Annotated in this window: 18 protein-coding genes; 9 read left to right on the forward strand and 9 right to left on the reverse strand. The window is 69.6% G+C overall.

Annotation, left to right across the window (positions count from 1 at the left end):
• Positions 1-43 precede the first annotated feature (43 nt).
• The 8 genes from A6745_RS20680 to A6745_RS20715 all read left to right on the forward strand — a co-directional run bounded on the left by A6745_RS20680 (position 44) and on the right by A6745_RS20715 (position 7,843).
• Entirely contained in the window at positions 44-1,171 is a 1,128-nt protein-coding gene (locus A6745_RS20680; RefSeq protein WP_066131498.1) for an NAD(P)/FAD-dependent oxidoreductase, read from the forward strand.
• Entirely contained in the window at positions 1,152-1,448 is a 297-nt protein-coding gene (locus A6745_RS20685; RefSeq protein ID WP_066131505.1) for a (2Fe-2S)-binding protein, read from the forward strand. Before A6745_RS20680 ends, A6745_RS20685 begins: the two co-directional genes overlap by 20 nt.
• Positions 1,445-2,845, forward strand: a complete 1,401-nt coding sequence (locus A6745_RS20690; protein ID WP_066131507.1) for an NAD(P)/FAD-dependent oxidoreductase — start codon at positions 1,445-1,447, stop codon at positions 2,843-2,845. Before A6745_RS20685 ends, A6745_RS20690 begins: the two co-directional genes overlap by 4 nt.
• A complete protein-coding gene (locus tag A6745_RS20695; protein ID WP_066131509.1) occupies positions 2,842-4,005 on the forward strand; it encodes an NAD(P)/FAD-dependent oxidoreductase in 1,164 nt (387 codons plus the stop codon). The genes A6745_RS20690 and A6745_RS20695 overlap by 4 nt, the downstream gene beginning before the upstream one ends.
• A complete protein-coding gene (locus A6745_RS20700; protein WP_066131512.1) occupies positions 4,002-4,943 on the forward strand; it encodes an ABC transporter permease in 942 nt (313 codons plus the stop codon). Before A6745_RS20695 ends, A6745_RS20700 begins: the two co-directional genes overlap by 4 nt.
• Positions 4,940-5,818: an ABC transporter permease gene (locus A6745_RS20705; protein ID WP_066131513.1), complete on the forward strand. Its 879-nt coding sequence runs from the start codon at positions 4,940-4,942 to the stop codon at positions 5,816-5,818. Before A6745_RS20700 ends, A6745_RS20705 begins: the two co-directional genes overlap by 4 nt.
• 64 nt (positions 5,819-5,882) lie before the next feature.
• A complete protein-coding gene (locus tag A6745_RS20710; RefSeq protein ID WP_066131517.1) occupies positions 5,883-6,872 on the forward strand; it encodes an ABC transporter ATP-binding protein in 990 nt (329 codons plus the stop codon).
• A complete protein-coding gene (locus A6745_RS20715; protein ID WP_066131519.1) occupies positions 6,869-7,843 on the forward strand; it encodes an ABC transporter ATP-binding protein in 975 nt (324 codons plus the stop codon). The genes A6745_RS20710 and A6745_RS20715 overlap by 4 nt, the downstream gene beginning before the upstream one ends.
• Before the next feature lie 326 nt (positions 7,844-8,169).
• Here the strand turns inward: A6745_RS20715 and A6745_RS20720 are convergent, their stop codons facing one another.
• Genes A6745_RS20720 through A6745_RS20750 form a run of 7 tightly spaced genes read right to left on the reverse strand, consistent with a single transcriptional unit; the run spans position 8,170 to position 16,060 of the window.
• Positions 8,170-8,595 (reverse strand): RidA family protein, encoded by a 426-nt coding sequence (locus A6745_RS20720; protein ID WP_066131521.1) that lies wholly within the window; start codon positions 8,593-8,595, stop codon positions 8,170-8,172.
• A 25-nt stretch (positions 8,596-8,620) separates the two neighbouring features.
• The gene (locus A6745_RS20725; RefSeq protein WP_082853204.1) at positions 8,621-9,136 is read right to left on the reverse strand and encodes an acyl-CoA thioesterase; all 516 of its coding nucleotides are present in this window, start codon (positions 9,134-9,136) and stop codon (positions 8,621-8,623) included.
• Positions 9,133-10,812, reverse strand: a complete 1,680-nt coding sequence (locus A6745_RS20730; RefSeq protein WP_066131522.1) for an AMP-binding protein — start codon at positions 10,810-10,812, stop codon at positions 9,133-9,135. The genes A6745_RS20725 and A6745_RS20730 overlap by 4 nt, the downstream gene beginning before the upstream one ends.
• A 53-nt stretch (positions 10,813-10,865) precedes the next feature.
• Complete coding sequence (locus A6745_RS20735) at positions 10,866-12,035, reverse strand: acyl-CoA dehydrogenase family protein (protein ID WP_066132286.1); 1,170 nt, start codon at positions 12,033-12,035, stop codon at positions 10,866-10,868.
• 8 nt (positions 12,036-12,043) lie between these two features.
• On the reverse strand, positions 12,044-12,889 hold the full coding sequence (locus tag A6745_RS20740) for an enoyl-CoA hydratase family protein (RefSeq protein ID WP_156513479.1): 846 nt from the start codon (positions 12,887-12,889) through the stop codon (positions 12,044-12,046).
• A gap of 40 nt (positions 12,890-12,929) precedes the next feature.
• Positions 12,930-13,718 carry an SDR family NAD(P)-dependent oxidoreductase gene (locus A6745_RS20745; RefSeq protein WP_066131523.1) on the reverse strand — a complete coding sequence of 263 codons (789 nt, stop codon included), beginning with the start codon at positions 13,716-13,718 and terminating at the stop codon, positions 12,930-12,932.
• Positions 13,715-16,060: a bifunctional salicylyl-CoA 5-hydroxylase/oxidoreductase gene (locus tag A6745_RS20750; RefSeq protein ID WP_066131526.1), complete on the reverse strand. Its 2,346-nt coding sequence runs from the start codon at positions 16,058-16,060 to the stop codon at positions 13,715-13,717. The genes A6745_RS20745 and A6745_RS20750 overlap by 4 nt, the downstream gene beginning before the upstream one ends.
• Before the next feature lie 352 nt (positions 16,061-16,412).
• Between A6745_RS20750 and A6745_RS20755 the strand changes: the two genes are divergently transcribed.
• Positions 16,413-17,390: an arsenic resistance protein gene (locus A6745_RS20755; protein WP_066131527.1), complete on the forward strand. Its 978-nt coding sequence runs from the start codon at positions 16,413-16,415 to the stop codon at positions 17,388-17,390.
• 52 nt (positions 17,391-17,442) lie between these two features.
• Here the strand turns inward: A6745_RS20755 and A6745_RS20760 are convergent, their stop codons facing one another.
• On the reverse strand, positions 17,443-19,074 hold the full coding sequence (locus tag A6745_RS20760; protein WP_066131528.1) for a DUF342 domain-containing protein: 1,632 nt from the start codon (positions 19,072-19,074) through the stop codon (positions 17,443-17,445).
• 325 nt (positions 19,075-19,399) lie between these two features.
• Positions 19,400-20,683, reverse strand: a complete 1,284-nt coding sequence (gene hemL, locus A6745_RS20765) for a glutamate-1-semialdehyde 2,1-aminomutase (protein WP_066131530.1) — start codon at positions 20,681-20,683, stop codon at positions 19,400-19,402.
• Positions 20,684-20,692 lie beyond the last annotated feature (9 nt).

Raw genomic sequence — 20,692 nt, forward strand, 5'->3', positions numbered from 1 at the left:
TCAAGATTACCGCAAGCATGCCGCGTGGCGCGAGGAGCGCGCCATGGCTGAGGACTACGACGTCATCGTCGCCGGCGCCGGCATGGTGGGCGCGGCCATCGGCTGCGGCCTGGCCGGCTTCGGCCAGCGCGTGCTGATGCTGGACGGCGGCGATACGGATTTCCGCGCGGCCAAGGCCAATTTCGGGCTGGTGTGGTTGCAGGGCAAGGGCTACGACCATCCGCATTACCAGCGCCTGTCGCGGCAGGCCGTGCGGCTGTGGCCCGAGTTCGCCGCGGCCTTGCAGGCCGAGACTGGTATCGACCTGGCCTACGACCAGCGGGGCGGCCTGCATTACTGCTTCGGCGAGAAGCAGTTGGAAGAGCGGGCCGCGCGCATGGCGCAGTGGCAGCAGCAGGCGCCCGAGCAGGCGCCGTGCGTCCAGATGTGGGATCGCGGCGAGATCATGCGCCGCTATCCGGCGCTGCGGCTGGGACCGGACGTGTCCGGGGCCAGCCACGGCGCGCAGGACGGCCATGCCAACCCCCTGCGCCTGCTGGCCGCGCTGCAATCGGCCTTCATCTCGCGCGGCGGCGACCTGCGCGGGCGTCATGCCGTCACGGCTGTCCGCCCGATGGCGGGCGGCGGGTTCGAGGTCGATGCCGCCGGCGGCGCCTGGCGCGCGGCGCGCGTGGTCATCGCTGCGGGGCTGGGCTCCACCGCGCTGGGCCGGCAGGTGGGCCTGGACGTGCCGCTGCGCCCCGAGCGCGGCCAGATCCTCGTCACCGAACGGCTGGCGCCCATGCTGCCGCTGCCGGCCAGCGGCATGCGCCAGACGGGCGAGGGCAGCGTGCTGATCGGGCTGACGCAGGAGCGCGTCGGCTACGACCTGTCCACCACCACCGATGCCGCCGTGCGCATGACCCGCAACGCCCTGCGCGTGCTGCCCACCCTGGCCGGCGCGCGCCTGGTGCGGCAATGGTCGTGCCTGCGCGTCATGACTTCCGACGGCTGCCCGGTCTATGCCGAGTCGGCTGATTTTCCCGGCGCGTCGATCGCGCTTTGTCACTCCGGCGTGACGCTGGCGTCGTACCACGCGGGGCCCTATGCCCGCGCGTTGGCCCACGGCGCCGTGCCCGCCGACCTGGATGCCTTTCACCATGGACGCTTCGATGTTCCGCAAGCTGGATGACCCCGGCGCGCCGGCGCTGACCTTGACGATAGACGGACAGCCCGTGCAAGCCTCGCCCGGCGAGACGGTCGCCGCGGTGCTGTTGCGCCAATCCCAGCCAGCCTCGCGCACGACCCCCGTGCACGAAAGCCCCCGCGCGCCTTACTGCATGATGGGCGTGTGTTTCGATTGCCTGGCGATCGTGGATGGCGTGGCCTCTACCCAGACCTGCCTGACGACCGTGCGCGAAGGCATGCAGGTCCTGCGCCAGATGGGCAAGCGGAGCGTGCAGCCATGATGCGCGAATTCAACGTACTGATCGTGGGCGCGGGCCCCGCCGGCATGAGCGCGGCCATCGGCCTGCGCGCCGCCGGCCTTTCCGTGATCGTGGTGGACGAGCAGCCCGCGCCGGGCGGCCAGATCTGGCGCGCGGTCGAGACCGTGGCGGCCACGCCCACCGGCGCGCTGCTGGGCGACGAGTACCGCGCGGGCGCCGGCCTGGCCCGTGCGTTCCGCGCCTGCGGCGCCCTGTACGAACCGCAGACGCAGGTCTGGCAGATCGAGCCGGGCTGGCATGTGTACATGAGCCATGCGGGCAAGGCCGAAGTGGTGCGCGCCGACAACGTGCTGCTGGCCACGGGCGCGCAGGAGCGTCCCGCGCCGTTCCCGGGCTGGACGCTGCCCGGCGTGCTGACGGTGGGCGCCGCGCAGATCCTGCTGAAGACGTCGCGCCAGGTGCCCGCGCAGCCCGTGTGGGTGGCCGGCAGCGGTCCGTTGCCGCTGCTGTACATGGCGCAGTTGCTGCGCGCCGGCGGCCGCATCGCCGGTTGGCTGGATACGGCGCCGCCCGATATGTGGAAGCGCGCCTTGCCGCACCTGCCGGCCGCGCTGCGCGGCTGGCCTGAAATCCGCAAGGGCCTGGGCTGGCTGGGCGAGCTCAGGCGCGCCGGCGTGCCACGCGTGCGCGGCGTGACGCAGTTCCGCGCCTCGGGCGATGGCCGCCTGCGGGAGATCGAGTACACCACGCGTGACGGCAAGACCGTGCGCAAGCCCGCGCAGGTGCTGCTGGCGCACGAGGGGGTGGTGCCGTCCATCCACATGACGCGCGCGCTGGAGTGCGAGCACCGTTGGAACGATGCCCAGGCCTGCATGGCGCCCGAGCTGGATGCCTGGGGCCAGACCAGCCAGGCCGGCGTGTTCGTGGCCGGCGACGGCGCGGGCATCGGCGGCGCCAAGGCCGCCACGGTACGCGGGGAACTGGCCGCCATCGGTATCGCCTTGCGCGCGGGCGCCATCACCGACGCCGGCGCGCGCCACCGCGCCAGGCCGCTGCGCGCCAGGCTGGCGGGCGACCTGAGCCTGCGTCCCATGCTGGACGCGATGTATCCGCCGCGCGCCACCGTGATTGCGCCGTCGGACGACACCATCGTGTGCCGCTGCGAGGAGCTGACCGCGGGCGATATCCGCCGCGCCGCGCGCATCGGCCAGCCCGGTCCCAACCAGATCAAGTCGTACACCCGCGCGGGCATGGGCCCGTGCCAGGGCCGCCAGTGCGGCTACACCATCGCCAACATCGTGGCGCAGCAGCAGGGCAGGCCCGTGGCCGAGGTCGGCTTCTACCGCATCCGTCCGCCGCTCAAGCCGCTGACGCTGGGCGAACTGGCCAGCCTGGATGTGGATGGGGGGCAGACATGAGCGCGCCAGTGTTGACGCGCCCGCCCGAGGCAAGCCAGGACGCCGTGGTCATCGGCGGCGGTCTGCACGGCCTGTCGGCGGCGCTGCACCTGGCGCGTGCCGGCAAGCGCGTGGTCGTCCTGGAGAAGCACTGGGTGGGCCGCCATGCCTCTGGCGCCACCGCGGCGGGCGTGCGCACGCTGAACCGCGACCGCCGCGAGCTGGACCTGTCGCTCGAATCGATGGACATGTGGCATGCGCTGGAATCGCTGGTGGGCGACGACTGCGGCTTCCACCCCAACGGCCAGATCTGCGTGGCCGAGACGCCCGACGCGCTGGCCAAGCTGCGGGCGCGGGTCGACGGCCTGCGCGCCGATGGCTACACGCACGAAGAACTCATCGGCCAGGACGAACTGCGGCGCCTGCTGCCCGACCTGAGCCCGCATTGCCTGGGCGCCTCCATTGCCCGGCGCGACGGCGCGGCCGATCCGCATCGCGCGCTGCGCGCCTTCCGGCGCAGCGCCGAGGCCGCGGGCGTGAAGATCGCCGAGCAGTGCGGCGTGACCGCCATCGAGCGGCGCGGCCAGGACTGGGCCGTGCTGGCCGGCGGCCGCGCCTGGATCGCACCGGCCGTGGTCAATGCCGCGGGCGCCTGGTCCGCGCGCATCGCCGCGATGGTGGGCGACGAGATCCCGTTGGCCACCAAGTCCTCGATGATGATGGTCAGCGAACGGCTGCGTCCCTTCATCAGGCCGGTGGTGGCCATCATGGGCCGCTCGCTGTCGTTCAAGCAGTCGGACCAGGGCACGCTGGTGATCGGCGGCGGCCTGCAGGGCATCCCCGACCTGGACCGCGAGACCTCGACGGCCCGCATGCGCGTGCTGTCCAAGGGCGCGCGCGCCGCCGTCGACCTGTTCCCGATGGTGCGCGACATCCGCATCGTGCGTGTCTGGGCGGGCCTGGAAGCCAAGACCGAGGACCTGCTGCCCGTGGTCGGCCCCTCGCCCAACGCGCCGGGCGTGTTCCATGCCTTCGGCTTTTCGGGCCACGGTTTCGAGCTGGTGCCCGTGGTGGGCGCCACGTTGGCCGATCTGGTGGTGCGCGGCTCGACGAAACGGCCCATCCAGCACATACAGGCGCAACGGCTGATGCAGGCCGCCGCGCAGGAGAAGCAATCATGATGCGCTATGCCATCAAGCGCCTGTTGCTGGCCATCCCCACGCTGCTGGCCATGCTGACGGCCGTGTTCGTGCTGGTGCGGCTGGTGCCGGGCGATCCGGCGGCGGTGATGCTGGGCGACCAGGCCAGCGCCGAGGCCCTGGCGGCCCTGCGCGAGCGACTGGGCCTGGACCTGCCGATGTTCCAGCAGTACCTGCGCTTCCTGGGCGACATGCTGACCGGCAACTTCGGCGTGTCCATGGCCAGCGGCCGCACCGTGCTGCAGGAGGTGGCGCTGGTGCTGCCGTGGACCATCCAGCTGACCCTGGCCGCCGTGCTGATCGGCGTGGTCTTCGGCCTGCCGCTGGGCATCTGGGCCGCGCTGCGCCGCAACGCCTGGCCCGACTACCTGGGCCGCCTGCTGTCGCTGACGGGCCTGTCGTTTCCCGCCTTCGTGTCGGCCATCCTGATGCTGCTGGTGTTCGCCATCCAGTTGCGCTGGTTTCCGGTGATCGGTTCCTCGGTGTCCGGCGACTGGACCACGCAGCTTCGCAACCTGGTGCTGCCGGCCTTCAACCTGGGCCTGATCATGACGGCGTACGTGATGCGCGTCACGCGCTCGTCGATGCTGGGCGTGCTGGGTGAAGACTATGTGCGCACCGCGCGCGCCAAGGGCGTGCGGCCGCTGCGGCTGGTGCTGCGCCACGGCCTGCGCAATGCGTTGATCCCCATCGTCACGGTGGTGGGCCTGTACTTCGGCACGCTGATCGGCAACTCGGTGCTGACCGAGATCGTGTTCAACCGTCCCGGCCTGGGCAAGCTGATCCTGGGGGCGCTGAATGCGCGCGACTACACCCTGCTGCAAGGGCTGATGATCGTGTTCGCCTCCTGCGTGATCGTCGTCAATCTGCTGACCGACCTGGTGTACGGGTTGGTCGATCCTCGGGTGAAATACCAATGAGCGCCGCTACCGCCACCGCTTCCGTCACGCCGCAGACCCACGCGCTGTGGCAGGCCCTGCGCAGGAACCGCCTGTCGTGGGTGGGCATCGGCCTGCTGCTGCTGATCGTGCTGGCCGCCGTGTTCGCGCCCTGGCTGGCGCCGCACGATCCCCTGCAGCAGAACATCGCCTATCGCCTGGAACCGCCGTCGGCGCAGTTCTGGCTGGGCACCGACAGCTACGGCCGCGACGTGCTGTCGCGCCTGATCCACGGCGCCCGCGTGTCGTTGCTGGTGGGCTTCGTGGCCATCCTGATCGCCATGACGATCGGCTCCGCGCTGGGCATCATCGCCGGCTACGTGGGCGGCCTGATCGACCAGTTCATCATGGGCCTGGTCGACGTGCTGCTGTCGTTCCCCACGCTGTTGCTGGGCCTGATGGTGGCCGCCATGCTGGGCGCCAGCCTGGAGAACCTGATCATCGCCATCGCGATCACCGAGATCGCGCCCTTCGTGCGGGTGGCGCGCGCGCCCACCATCGCCCTGAAACAGCGCGATTTCGTCGAGGCGGGCAGGGCGCTGGGCTACGGGCCGTTCCGGCTGATGGGCGTGCACATCCTGCCCAACATGATCTCGGACGTGGTGGTGCTGGGTTCGCTGTGGATGGCCTCGGCCATCCGCACCGAGGCCTCGCTCTCTTTCATCGGCCTGGGCGTGCCGCCGCCCGCGGCCACCTGGGGCAGCATGATCCGCGAAGGCTTCGAGAACATCCTGGACGCCTGGTGGCTGACGGTGTTCCCCAGCGTCGCCATCCTGGTCACGGTGCTGGCCCTGAACCTGCTGGGCGACGCGCTGCGCGACGCCATCGATCCCAAACTGCGTTCGGAGCGGTCGTGAAATCGATGACCTGTCTTGTCCCGGCCGGCGTCGAACCCCGCCTGCTGCCGCACGGAGATGAACAATGAACGCACCTGTCCTGGAACTGCGCAATCTGCGCACGGAATTCCGTGTCGGCGGCGCCTGGCATGCCGCCGTGCGCGACGTGTCGCTGACCGTGCGGCGCAACGAAACCCTGGCCGTGGTCGGCGAGTCCGGCAGCGGCAAGAGCGTGACCGCTTTGTCGGTGCTGCGGCTGCTGCCGCAGGCCGGCGCCCGGCATGGCGGCGGCGAGATCCTGCTGGAAGGCGAGGACGTGTCCAGGTTGTCCGAGCGCCGCATGGCGCAGCTGCGCGGCAACGCCATGGCCATGATCTTCCAGGAGCCGATGACCTCGCTGAACCCCACCATGACGGTGGGCGACCAGATCGCCGAGGCCATCCGCCAGCATCGCCGCCTGACGTGGCGCGAGGCGCGCGCGCTGGCGCTGGAAGCGCTGGAAGAAGTGAAGATCCCGGCGGCGGCCAGGCGCTTCGACGACTTCCCGCACCAGTTCTCGGGCGGCATGCGCCAGCGCGTGATGATCGCCATGGCGCTGGCCTGCAAGCCCCGCGTGCTGCTGGCCGACGAGCCGACCACCGCGCTGGACGTGACCATCCAGGCGCAGATCCTGAGCCTGTTGTCGGACCTGAAGGCCGCGCACGGCATGGCCGTGCTGTTCATCACGCACAACCTGGGCGTGGTGGCGCAGATCGCCGACCGCGTGGCGGTGATGTACGCCGGCGAGGTCGTGGAAACCGCCGACGTCGCCACGCTGTTCGCACGGCCGCTGCATCCCTATACCGAAGCGCTGCTGCGCGCCATGCCGCGCGTGGATACCGACAGCGACGTGCTCGAACCCATCCCGGGCAGCGTGCCGCCCATCACCGCCATGCCGCGCGGCTGTGCCTACGCGCCCCGTTGCCCGCTGCGCCAGCCGCGCTGCGAAGCCGAATCGCCGCGCCTGCGCGACATCGGCGGCGGCCATCAGGTGCGCTGCCTGGTGCGCGCCGGCCAGAATCAAGGAAACCCATGAGCGACCTTCTTCAAGTGCGCAACCTGGTCAAGCGCTTCGAAAGCGGCGGCGGCCTGCTGGGCGGCCCCAGGCAGGTCGTGCGCGCCGTCAACGACGTGTCCTTCAGCGTGGCGCGCGGCCAGTCGCTGGGCCTGGTGGGCGAGTCCGGCTGCGGCAAGTCGACCGTGGCCCGCACGCTGCTGCGCCTGATCGAACCCGACGAGGGCAGCATCCACTTCGACGGCCAGGACCTGCGCCGCGCCAGCTCCTCGGCATTGCGCGCCTTGCGCCAGCGCATCCAGATCGTGTTCCAGGATCCGTATGCCTCGTTGAACCCGCGCCGCACCGTGCGCCAGGCCCTGACCGAGCCGCTGCGCGTGCATCGCCTGGGCACGGCCCAGCAGATCGACGAGAAAGTCGAACGCACCATCCAGGAAGTCGGCCTGCCCGTCTCCGCGCTGGACCGTTATCCGCACGAATTCTCGGGCGGCCAGCGCCAGCGCATCGGCATCGCCCGCGCCCTGGTGCTCGACCCCGACCTGATCGTGGCCGACGAACCCGTGTCGGCCCTGGACGTATCCGTGCAGGCGCAGATCCTGCAACTGCTGGAACGCCTGAAGGCCGAGCGCGGCCTGTCCTTCGTCTTCGTCTCGCACGACCTGGGCGTGGTCCGCCACTTCTGCGATACCGTGTGCGTCATGTACCTGGGCCGCATCATCGAGCAGGGCCCCACGGCCCGCGTCCTGGACAAGCCGCTGCACCCCTACAGCCGCGTATTGCGCGACTCGTCCCCGGTGCCGGACCCCCAGGCCCGCATCCGCCTGGCCCGCATCGAAGGCGAGATCCCCGCCCCGACGCACCTGCCGCCGGGCTGCACCTTCCACCCGCGCTGCGCCCGCGCCCAGCCCCAGTGCTCGGCCCAGGTGCCGCCGCTGGCGGGGCTGGGCGGCGAGCGGGCAGCCGCCTGTTTCTACCCCCTGGTGGACCAGTAGACGCAAGACAGATGCGTCGCCATGCGGCGACGCATCTTGTGGAGGGCGGGGGTCTGCACTGCTCTCATAAAGGATGAGCACGCCACTGCACGCAATGTTTTCCGCACTCCAGCCAGCAGGGTGGAGTACCGCCTGAAACGCTGACCGTGATCTTCCTCCCTCCTCATTGACAGGGGAGAAGCACGATGCCATCCGCGAGGCGCTGTCCCATCAGCCGCCGAATGCCACTGATGTGAGTCTTCGGCCGGCGCGGCCTGCGCCAACCCCGGCCGAAGACGCCTTCAAAGCACCACCCGCCGCCTGAAGAAGACATCCCAGACAATCAATCAAGCATCCCCACCCGTCATCTCCGGCGGCACCACTGCAGTGACCTCAATCTCCACCTTGGCCCTATCCTCGACCAGGTCGGCGACTTCGACCGCGGTCATCGACGGGAAATGCCGCCCGATGAGCTCGCGATAGTGCTTGCCGATCTCGGGATACGCGGCCACGTACTCCTGCTTGTTCTTCACGTACCACGTCATGCGCACGATATGCTCCGGCCGCGCGCTGCCTTGATGCAATATCGCGACGATATTGGCCAACGTCTGCCTGACCTGCAGCGCGAAATCGTCCGTCTCGAACTGCTGCTGGCCGTTCCAGCCGATCTGTCCGCCCACGAACACCAGGCGGGAGCCCGGCGTCATCTCGACGAGCATGCCGTTGGAATAACCGCGCGGCGGCATCCAGTCGGGCGGTTGCAGAATCTTCATGTCCATCATCCTTTTGTAGAAAGCTTCAGTCTCGCGGGGCCGGCACCAGGTAGTCGGCCATGCGGGCGCGCAATGCGTCCGGCAGCGGCGTCGAACGCATGGTGCGCAGGTCCACCGTCACGATGGTCAGCAGCGCCGACAGGCGCAACTGCCCATCCCCTCCTTCGAAACGCACCTCGGCGCGCAACGATGCGCCGCCGATGTGCCGTACCGTCAATACCTGCCGCAGTCTTTCGTGCCAGCGGCTGGGCGCGCGGAAGTCGCACTGCACCGACGCCAGCGGCGTGCCGATCTGCTGCTCGACGTGCAGCGTGTGGAAAGGCAGCCCCATGCCCTTGTCGAACCACTCTTCGACGAAGTCGTTGATCATCTCGAAGTAGCGCGGATAGAACACGATACCCGCCGGGTCGCAGTGCCGGAAGCGCACCTCGACCTGGCTTTCGAAGGGGCGGGCCGCGTCCGGCGGGGCCGTGTCCTGTGCGCCGCCGCTGCCCTCGGAGGGCAGCGGATCCGCGTCTGGGGTCGCCAGGGGCTCGTTCATGCCGCGCTCTTGGCGGTGGGGACGGGAGCGTTGCCAGCCGCCATCTGGCGCAACGCGAAGCGCTGCAGCTTGCCGGTTTCCGTGCGCGGCAGCGTGGTCACGAACGCGATCGCGCGCGGGTATTTGTACGGCGCGATACTGTCCTTCACGAAGGCCTGCATGGCAGAGGCCAGCGCCTCGGAACCCTTGTAGCCGGGCTTGAGCACCACGTAGGCCTTCACCACCTGTCCGCGTTCGTCATCCGGCGCGCCCACCACGCCGCATTCCGCCACGGCCTCGTGGCGCAGCAGCGCGTCTTCCACCTCGGGGCCGGCGATGTTGTAGCCGGCCGAGATGATCATGTCGTCGTTGCGCGCCTGGTAGAACAGATAGCCGTCGTCGTCCTGCACGAAGGTGTCGCCCGGCAGGTTCCAGCCTTGCTGCACGAATTTGCGCTGGCGTTCATCGGCCAGATAGCGGCAGCCGGTGGGACCGCGCACCGCCAGCCGTCCCGCCGTGCCGTTGGGCACGGGGCGCATCTCGTCGTCCACCACCTGCGCGACGTAGCCAGGCACCACCTTGCCGATGGCGCCGGGCCGCACGCTGTCGGGCGGGCTGGAGACGAAGACGTGGATCATCTCGGTGCCGCCGATGCCGTCGATCATCTCGATGCCGGTGGCGCGTTTCCAGAGCTGGCGCGTGGCGTCGGGCAGGGCCTCGCCCGCCGACACGCTTTTCTGCAGGGATGAGATGTCGTACTTGCCGGCCAGCGCGGACATCTGGCGGTAGAACGTGGGCGCGGTGAAGACGATGGTGGCGCGGAACTGCTGGATGGTCTGCAGCAGCAGGTCGGGCGTGAGCTTCTCGGACAGCACCGTGCTGGCGCCCGCGCGCAGCGGGAAGCACAGCAGCCCGCCCAGGCCGAAGGTGAAAGCCAGGGGCGGCGTGCCGCAGAACACGTCGTCGGCCGTGGGCCGGATGACGTGGCGCGGGAACAGGTCGCACATGGCCAGCACGTCGCGGTGGAAATGCATGCAGCCCTTGGGCAGGCCCGTGGTGCCGCTGGTGAAGGCGATCAGGCAGACGTCCTCGGCCGAGGTGTCGCACGCCTTGAACTCGGCGGGCTTGGCGGCCGCCAGCGCATCCAGGGCATCGGGCGCGGCGTCGTTGAACAGCATGACCGGGCCCAATTGGTCGCAGTGGTGCTCGTGGCCTTCCTGTTTGCAGGCCAGGGCCTCGTCCTTCAGGCGAGCGTCGCACAGCACGGCCTGCACCCGGGCCTTTTCAATGATCTGGTGCAGTTCCTTGGCGCGCAGCAGCGGCATGGTGGGCACGGTGACCAGCCCCGCCTTGATGGCCGCCAGCCACGCGGCCGCCATCATGGGATTGTTCGGGCCGCGCAGCAGCACGCGGTTGCCGGGCACGAGCTTCATGTCGTCGACCAGCACATGCGCGATGCGGTTGGTCAGCACGCGCAACTGCTCGTACGTCATCGTGGCCGGCCCCGACTCGGACAGCCAGCGCAGCGCGACGCGCTCGCCGTGGCCATTCGCGGCCATGGCGTCGACCAGTTCGACCGCGCAGTTGAACCGCTTGGGATACGCCACGTCGGGGCCGTCGAGCAGCAGCTCCGGCCATAGCTCGGGCGGCGGCAGGTTGTCTCGGGCGAAGGTGTCTACGTGCGCGGATGCTTCCATGGTATTTCCCCTTGTTGTCGGCATTGCCGTATGCGTATTCGGGCCTGCGCGTGTCAGGCCCTGAGCAGTTCGCGAGCGATGATCAGCTTCTGCACCTCGGTGGCGCCTTCATAGATGCGCAGAGCGCGTATTTCTCGGTAGAGCTTTTCCACAGGCTGCCCGGACACCACGCCGGCGCCGCCGAACATCTGCAGGGCGCGGTCGATGACGGATTGCGCCGACTCGGTGGCCGCCATCTTGGCCATGGCCGCCTCGCGCGTGGTGCGCACGCCCTTGACGTCGCGCAGCCAGGCGGCGCGGTAGGTGAGCAACGCGGCGCCGTCGATGGCGGTGGCCATGTCGCCGAAAGCGGCCTGGGTCAGTTGCAGGTCGGCCAGCGTCTGGCCGAACATGCGGCGCTCGCGCGCGCGCGCCAGGCCCTCGTCCAGCGCGCGCTTGGCGAAACCCAGCGCGGCGGCCGCCACCGAGGCGCGGAAGATGTCCAGCGTCATCATGGCCAGCTTGAAGCCCTGGCCGGGATCGCCCAGCCGCTGGCTGGCCGGAATGCGGCAGTTGGAGAACCGCAGGCGGGCCAGCGGATGCGGCGCGATCAGGTCGAAGCGTTCGGCGATGTCCAGGCCGGGCGTGTCGGCATCGACCACGAAGGCGCTGATGCCGCGGGCGCCGGGCGCTTCGCCGGTGCGCGCGAAGACGCAGTAGAAATCGGCGATGCCGCCGTTCGAGATCCAGGTCTTCTCGCCATTCAGGACGTAGTGGCCGCCCTCGGCGCGCGCCTCGCAGGCCATGGCCGCGACGTCGGAGCCCGCCTCGGGTTCGGACAGCGCGAAGGCCGCGATGGCCTGGCCGCTGGCCACGGCGGGCAGGTAGCGCCGCCGCAGGTCGTCGGCGCCCATCAGCGAGATGGCGCCGCTGCCCAGGCCCTGCATGGCGCAGGCGAAATCGGCCAGGCCCTCGTGGCGCGCCAGGGTTTCGCGCAGCACGCAGACCGCGCGCGAATCCACCTGCGGCAGCTTGCCGCCCCAGGCGCCGTCCGGCCCCGCGGGCACGCAATGGCGCAGCCAGCCGGCCTCGCCCAGCATGCGCACCAGCGTGCGGCAGGCGGTGTCCGTGTCGCGGTGGTCGATGTGCGCCAGCGCCTGGCCGCACCAGGCGTCCAGTTCGTGCGCCAGGGCACGATGGCTGTCGTCGAAGAAGGGCCAGTCCAGCCAGGAGGCATCGCGCATGGGCATGGTCAGTCTCCGGCGAACTCGGGTTTGCGCTTGTCGACGAAGGCCTCGTAGGCCCGGTGGAAGTCGCGCGTCTGCATGCAGATGGCCTGGGCCTGGGCTTCGGCCTCGATGGCTTCGTCCACGCCCATGTTCCATTCCTGGTGCAGCAGTTTCTTGGTGACGCCGTGCGCGAACGTGGGACCGGCGGCCAGTTGCGCCGCCAGTTGCGCCGTGGCTTCGGCCAGCGCCTGGGGTTCGTGCAGGGCGTTGAAGAAGCCCCATTGCAGGCCTTCGTCGGCGCTCATGGCGCGGCCGGTATATAGCAGCTCGCTGGCGCGGCCCTGGCCGATCATGCGCGGCAGCAGCGTGCAGGCGCCCATGTCGGCGCCCGCCAGGCCCACGCGGGTGAACAGGAATGCGGTGCGCGCGGCCGCGGTGCCCAGGCGCATGTCGGAAGCCAGGGCCACCATGGCGCCCGCGCCGGCGCACACGCCATCGACCGCGGCCACGATGGGCTGCGGGCAGGCGCGCATGGCCTTGACCAGGTCGCCCGTCATGCGGGTGAAGTCCAGCAGTTCGGGCATGCTCATCTTCGTCAGCGGCCCGATGATCTCGTGCACGTCGCCGCCCGAGCAGAAGTTGCCGCCCGCGCCGGTGACCACGACCACCTTGATGTCGGTGGCATACACCAGGCCGCGGAACAGGTCGCGCAACTCGGCATAGGAGTCGAAAGTGAGCGGATTCTTGCGCTCGGGACGGTTCAGCGTGATGGTGCCGACCTTGCCGTCCCGCGAGACCTGCCACAGGAAGGTGCGGGCTTCGTAGCCCGCGTACGGACGCCGGTGGTGCTTCATGGTGTGTTCGGACATGCGTGTCTCCAGGGATATGCGTATGGGGCCGGGCAGCGGATCAGCCCGCCACCTCGCCGCCATCGAGCGCGATGGCCTGCCCGTTGAGGGACGCGGAGGCGGGCAACGCCAGCCAGGCCACGGTGTCGGCGACCTCTTGCGGATCGACCAGGCGGCCCTGCGGATTGCGTTCGGCCAGGCGCGCGCGCGCATCGGTGTCGCTCAGGCCGGTCTTCTGCACGATGTTGGCCACCGCATCGCGCACGATGTCGGTGTCGGTGTAGCCGGGGCACACCGCGTTGACCGTGACGCCCTTGCGCGCGACCTCCAGCGCCACGGCGCGCGTCAGCCCGATGACGCCGTGCTTGGCCGCGCAATAGGCGCCGACGTAGGCGTAGCCCACCAACCCGGCGGTGCTGGCCACGTTGATGATGCGGCCCCAGCCCTGTTCCAGCATGCCGGGCAGGGCGGCCTGCATGCAATGGAAGGTGCCGCTGAGGTTGACGTCGAGCATGGTCTGCCACAGCGCGGCGTCGGTGCGGTCGAAGCGCTGGCTGATGGCTTGGCCGGCATTGTTCACCAGGACGTGCACCGGGCCATGGCGTTCGGCGGCTTGCGCGAACGCGGCCCGCACCGAGGCCGCGTCGGCCACGTCGGCGCTGGCGATGCCCACGCGCTGCGCCGCGCCCAGGCCGTCCGCGACGGCTTGCAGCGTGGCGGCGTCCCGGCCCAGCAGCGTGACCGCCGCGCCCTGCGCCAGCAGCGCGCGCGCGCAGGCCAGGCCGATGCCGCGCGCCGCGCCCGTCACCAGGGCATGGCGGCCGGCCAGGGGAAGGGAGGCGTGGTTCATTTGGTGTCCTGTTGCGCCAGGGCATGGGCGCGTTCGAAATTGGTTTCCAGCTGGCGCTTGCCGGCGGCGTACTGCGGCGGCCACGGCACGTCCCGGAAGCCCACGTGCGCGGCTTCGCGCAGCGTCCAGGCGGCGTCGGCCAGGTGCGGGCGGGCCAGTGCGCACAGGTCGGCGCGGCCCGAGGCGATGATGCCGTTGACGTGGTCGGCCTCGAAGATGGCGCCCACGGCGATGGTGGGAATGCCGGCTTCGTTGCGAATGCGGTCGGCGAAGGGCGTCTGGAACATGCGGCCATACACCGGCTGCTGGTCGGGGCTGACCTGGCCGGACGAGCAGTCGACCATGTCGGCGCCCGCGGCCTTGAAGGCGCGCGCGATCTCGACCGCGTCGTCGCCGTCGATTCCGCCCTCGACCCAGTCGTGCGCCGAGATGCGCACGGACATGGGCAGGTTGTCGGGCCACGCCGCGCGCACCGCCTGGAAGACTTCGAGCGGATAGCGCAGGCGGTTCTCCAGGCTGCCGCCGTATTCGTCGGCACGCTGGTTGGTGAGCGGCGAGATGAAGCTGGACAGCAGATAGCCGTGCGCGCAGTGCAGCTCCAGCCAGTCGAAGCCGGCCTGCGCGGCGCGGCGCGCGGCGGCGGCGAACTCGTCGCGCACGCGGTCCATGTCGTCGCGCGTCATGGCGCGCGGCGTTTGCGAGATGCCGGGCAGGTACGGCAGCGCCGAGGCCGACAGCAGCGGCCAGTTGCCATCGGGCAGCGGATGGTCCATGCGCTGCCAGCCCAGTTGGGTGGATCCCTTGCGGCCCGCGTGGCCCAGCTGGATGCCGAGGCGCGCCTGGCTGTTGCCGTGCACGAAGCGCACGATGCGCGCGAAGGCCTCGGCCTGTTCGTCGTTCCACAATCCCGGGCAGCCCGGGGTGATGCGCGCGTCGGGCGAGGGGCAGGTCATTTCGACCATGACCAGGCCCGCCCCGCCCAGCGCGCGCGCGCCCAGGTGGACCAGGTGGAACTCGCCGGGCACGCCGTCCTGGCACGAGTACATGGCCATGGGCGACACGACGATGCGGTTGGGCAGGCGCACGCTGCGCGCGCGGTAGGGCGTCAGCATGGGCAGCGGCGGATGCTTGGCGTCGGCGGGCGCGCCAGCCTGTTCGGCGATCCAGGCCTCGTGGCCTTGCAGCCATCTGGCGTCGCGCACCCGCAGGTTCTCGTGCGAGATGCGCTGCGAACGCGTCAGCAGCGAATAGGCGAACTGCTCGGGCGGCAGGCCGGCATAGCGCTGCACGTTCTCGAACCATTCGGTGGAATTGCGCGCGGCGTTCTGGATCTTCAGCACTTCGACGCTGCGCACGTCTTCGTAGTGCTGCAGCCCCGCGGGCAGGTCTTGCGCGCCTTGCAGGCAGCGCGCCAGTTCGATGGCGTCTTCCAGCGCCAGCTTGGTGCCCGAGCCGATGGAGAAGTGCGCCGTGTGCGCCGCGTCGCCCATCAGCACCACGGGAACGCGGCGCTGGCCGCGGTCGGTGTCCAGCGTGTTCCAGTGCACCCAGGTATTGCAGATGACGCGCGGAAAGCGGATCCAGATGGCCGAGCCGCGCAGGTGCCCGGCGTTGCTGATGAGGCGATGGCCGTCGAGCCAGGGCGCGAACAGCTTCTCGCAGTAGGCGATGCCTTCTTCCTGGCTCATGGACTCGATGCCGCTGGCCTGCCAGGTCTCTTGCGGCGTTTCGACGATGAAGGTCGACATGCCGTCCTCGAAACGGTAGGCGTGCGCCTGGAACCAGCCATGTTCGGTCTCGACGAAGGCGAAGGTGAAGGCGTCGAAGGTCTTGGTGGTGCCCAGCCACACGAAGCGGCAGCGGCGCTGGTCGATGTCGGGCTTGAAGGTGTCGGCGTAGCGCGTGCGCGCCAGGCTGTTCAGGCCGTCCGCCGCCACCACCAGGTCGGCGTCGTATTGGCGCGCCAGCGCCTGGTCGTCCTGCACGTAGGTCTCGAACACCAACTGCACGCCGACTTCCTCGCAGCGCGCCTGCAGGATGTTCAGCAGGTGCTTGCGGCCGATGCCGATGAAGCCGTGGCCGCTGGTGCGGATGCTGCGGCCCTTGAAATGGATGTCGATGTCGTCCCAGTGATTGAAGGCATCGCCGATGGTGCGTGCCGAGACGGGATCGGCCTGCCGCAGGTTGTCCATGGTGGCGTCGGAAAACACCACGCCCCAGCCGAAAGTGTCGTAGGGACGGTTGCGCTCGACCACGACGACTTCGTTCGCGGGGTCCTGCAGCTTCATCAGCAGCCCGAAGTACAGGCCGGCGGGACCGCCGCCCAGGCAGACGATTTTCATGACGCGTACTCCGTGAGGCCCTGCGGGACGGCGTGCCCGGCAAAGGACAGTACAGGCTTATATAGTTTAGGTTTGAAATATATAACGCAAGCGCGGTGGGGTGCAATACGGACTTCCACGTCAGGGAAATCCCGGAGATGGAACGGGAAGGGAGATGCTGCCGTGTTTCCCGGCGCATGCGTACCCTGTGGTCTCGGCCCGGCTGCCAGGGGGCGCGGCGCGAGGCATTCGATGCGGCGTGGTCGCCATGTGGTATTGATGCGGCGTGGCCGCCATGTGGTATTTCTTGGGGCCGATCCTCCGGCGTCGCCGCTGACCGGCGCCGGCCGCCACGCTTTTCCCCAGGCCATCCGTGTCCCTTTCCCACGCGCGCGAACTGCTCGAAACCCGGCAGGTTCCCGTCTACTTCGCCGCCGTCGCGGCCGCTGTCCTGCTGGCCTGGCGGGTGCCGGGCACGGCGTCCCTGGCGCCGCTCATCGACCCCTTGCTGGGGTTCATGCTGTTCGTCACCTTCCTGCAGGTGCCGCTGACCGAGCTGCGCCAGGCGCTGTCCAACCTGCGTTTCCTGGGGGCCTTGCTCACGGCCAATTTCGTGCTGGTGCCCGCGCTGGTCTTCGCGCTGTTGCCATGGCTGCCGGCCGATCCGCTGCCGCGCATCGGCGTCCTGCTGGTGCTGCTGACACCCTGCATCGACTACGTCGTCACCTTCGCGTATCTGGGGCGATCGGATACCCGGCCCTTGCTGGCGGCCATGCCGGTGCTGCTGGCCATGCAGATGCTGCTGCTGCCGGTCTTCCTCGGGCTGTTCCTGGGCGATGCGGGCAAGGGACTGGTGCATTGGCCCCCCTTCCTGCACGCCTTCCTTTACCTGATCGCCGTGCCGCTGGCATTGGCCGCGGCGTGCCAGGCGTGGGCGGCGCGCCCGGGGGGCGGCCGGTCAGCCGTGGCCGCGCTGGGCCTGCTGCCCGTGCCGGCGACGGCCGTGGTGCTGTTCGTGGTGGTGGCGGCGGTCATGCCGCAGTTGGGACGAGCCGCGGACGCCGCGTTGGCCGTGGCGCCGCTCTATGTGGTCTTCGCGGCGGCGGCGCCGCTGCTGGGCTGGTGCTGCGCCCGCCTGTGGGGCTTGCCCGCGGAGCAAGGGCGCGCCGTGGCGTTCAGCAGCGCCACGCGCAACTCCCTGGTGGTGTTGCCGCTGGGGCTGGCCATTCCGGGCGCGGTGCCGTGGGTGCCCGCGGTGATCGTCGCCCAGACCCTGGTGGAGCTGGTCAGCGAACTGGTCTATGTGAAAGTGATGCCGCGCCTGGGAGCAGCGGCGCGGTCATCGCCGTAGGCGCCAGGCATCGCGGCTTGCGGGGCCATGCAAACGGCCCCGGGCAGGGCGGTCAGCGGACGACGATCTCGCCGTTTTCCAGGCCGGCGCGACCGCCGATCTGGTCTTCGATGAATTCCATGCGCCGGTTGGCGATGAACAGCTTCACGCCGCCATAGAAACGCTTCTTGGCGGTGATGGTGGCCGACTGCAGCGGCATCAGGTCGCGATTGAGCTGTTCTTCGCGGGCCTGGAGATCGGTCAGGCCGGCGAGCACCTGGTTCAGCGTGTTGGCGGCGCGTTCGCCCACGCCGTTCACGTTCTTCTGCGGATTGACCTTCAGGAACAGCACCAGCTTTTCCAGCTTGTCCTTCTTGTCGGTCAGGTCGCGGCGCTCTTCCTCCAGCGCGGCGCGCTTCGAGGCCGCATGGGGGTCGGTGCCCACGCGCACCTCGGTGGGGGCGGCGGCCATCGAGCCCAGGATGCCCGACTGCACCGACTTCAAGGCGTGGATGACGCCACCCGTGACGGCGCCTTGCTGCGAGCCCGGCGGGCCCACCAGCACGCTTTCGCCGGCGCTGATGGTGCATTGGCGCACTTCGCGCTCGATGGCCACGTTCTTGCCCGCGCTGACTTCCGCGTTGGACAGGAAGCGCGCCTTGACGGTGCCGCCACAGCTGATGTGGGCCTGGCGGCTGTTGCCGCGGTTGTCGCGGGTGAAGGTGTCGGCCATGCCGACGATGCCGCCGTTGACGGTGATGTTGCCGCCCGCATGCACGTGAGCGGCTTCGATGGTGCCATTGACCACCACGTCGCCGGTGACGCGCACCAGCATGCCCATGGTGATGTCGCCCTTCACGCGCAGCGTGCCGTCGAATTCGATGTTGCCCGAGGTCAGGTCGACGGCGTCGACCTCGACCAGCGAGTTCACCTGCACGCCCTGCGGCACCACCATCGGCACGCCCGCGATGGCGGCCAGCAGCAGGTCGGGGTCGTCGGGGTCGGTTTCGACGCCGGTCAGGTTGGGGGCGAACGGCACGTCGGGCAGGGGCGGCGGCTCGATGGGGCGGCCCAGCACGTTGTGGCCGGGTTCGCCCGGCGTGCTGGGAATGCGGCGCATCAGCGGCTCGCCCGGCTCGACCAGCGTCAGGTTGCCCATTTCGCGGTAGTCGATGATCGCGTTCTCGTCGTCCTCGCGCTGGCGCACCGTCAGCGATTCAAGCAGGCTCTCGAAGTGCCCCTCCCGGCCCGGCACCGGGTATTTGCCCTCGGCAATGACGACGCGCTCGCATTCGCCTTGCGCGATGAGATCGCGCAGCGTCAGGTCCAGGATGCCCGCGACGATGCCGCTGGCCGTCAGCGCGGCGCGCACGTCTTCTTCCGTGACGGGCTTGCCGCCGCGCGGGGGCGTGAGCGTCAGCATGGCCGACATCAGGTCTGGCGTGACGTCCAGTTCGAACGAGCCATGGATGACGATGGCGCCGATGGCCAGGCGCACGGGGCCATCGGCGTCATGGCAGGCGTTCAGGAACGAGGCGACCAGATCTTCGTCCAGCACCTCGAGACCCCATTCGTGTGCTTGGACCGCGGCCTCGAGCGCCTGGCGCGTGGGAGGCACTGGGTTGTCGCCATCCGGCTGGTAGATGGCGGACAAGACTTGGGAGTCCTCGTCAACAACCAGCTGGATGGGATTTTCGGCAGGCATGGAGGTCCTTTCTTTCAGAACGGATGCGGCTGGCTCATGCGCGCACCAAAGGGCGCGCAGCCTTTATCGGGAGCAGTAATAAATAGAAATATCAAGACATATTACGCGAAGATCGGTGTCGCGTGATAGGGAGCATGCAGGAAAAGTTCCCCTATCTTGCTGATTTCACTCAAAAAACAAGCAAGACAGCGGTAATAGGGGACATGCCTCCTGAAACGTCCATCGGGTGGACGATTTTTGGCGCCATTTCACCGCCGAAGCCCGAGCGGCCCCGCCGGGGGCCGGCCAAGACATGAAGCGTGGCGCTGTCGTCTGGCGTGGGCGTTCAGCGGGTCATGGCCGCGAAAGCCAGTTCCGCCGCGTCCAGGGTGGCCTGGATGGTGGCGTCGTCATGCGTGGCGGAAACGAAGCCGGCCTCGAACGCGGAAGGAGCGAAGTGTACGCCCGCTTCGAGCATGAGGTGGAAAAATTGTTTGAACGCCGCCGCGTCGCAGGCCGAGACCTCGGCGAACGAGGTGGGCACCTTGTCGCCGAAATAGATGCCGAACATGCCGCCGATGGCATCCGCGCAGAACGCCAGGCCGGCGGCGCGGGCGCGGGCCTGCAGGCCTTCGGCCAGCTTGCGCGTCTGTGCGGACAGGTGCTCGTGGAAACCGGGCGCGCCGATCAGGCGCAGCGTGGCCAGCCCGGCCGCCACGGCCACGGGATTGCCCGACAGCGTCCCCGCCTGGTAGACGCCGCCCAGCGGGGCGATATGCTTCATCAGTTCGGCACTGCCGCCGAAGGCGCCCACCGGCATGCCGCCGCCGATCACTTTGGCCAGCGTGGTCAGGTCGGGGCGCACGCCCGTCAGGCCCTGCACGCCCTGCGGACCCACGCGGAAGCCGGTCATCACTTCGTCGAAGATCAGCACGGCGCCGCTGCGCGTGCACACCTCGCGCAGGCCTTCCAGGAAGCCGGGCGCGGGCTTGATCAGGTTCATGTTGCCGGCCACCGGCTCGACGATCACGCAGGCGATGTCCGCGCCGTGTTCGTCGAACGCCGCCTGCACGGCCTGCAGGTTGTTGTATTCCAGGGTGAGCGTGTGCGCCACGAATTCGGGCGGCACGCCGGCCGAGCTGGGATTGCCGAAGGTCAGCAGGCCCGAGCCGGCCTTGACCAGCAGACTGTCGGAGTGGCCGTGGTAGCAGCCCTCGAACTTGACGATCTTGGCGCGTCCGGTGGCGCCGCGCGCCAGGCGGATGGCCGACATGGTCGCTTCGGTGCCCGAGCTGACCAGGCGCACCTGCTCGAGCGAGGGCAGGCGCTGGATCAGCAGTTCGGCCAGTTCGACCTCGGCCTCGGTCGGGGCGCCGAACGACAGGCCGTGCACGGCGGCCTCCTGGACGGCCTTGACCACTTCGGGGTGGGCATGGCCCAGGATGGCCGGGCCCCACGAGCCGACGTAGTCGATGTAGCGGGCGCCATCGGCGTCCCACACGTGCGGGCCCTGCGCGCGCGCGATGAAGCGCGGCGTGCCGCCCACGGAGCGGAAGGCGCGCACGGGCGAGTTGACGCCGCCGGGAATGCTCAGGCAGGCGCGTTCGAAGAGTTCGGCGTTACGGGACATGGGCAGAGG

Origin of the sequence: Bordetella ansorpii (assembly GCF_900078705.1) — a bacterium.
Lineage (GTDB): Bacteria > Pseudomonadota > Gammaproteobacteria > Burkholderiales > Burkholderiaceae_B > Bordetella > Bordetella ansorpii_A.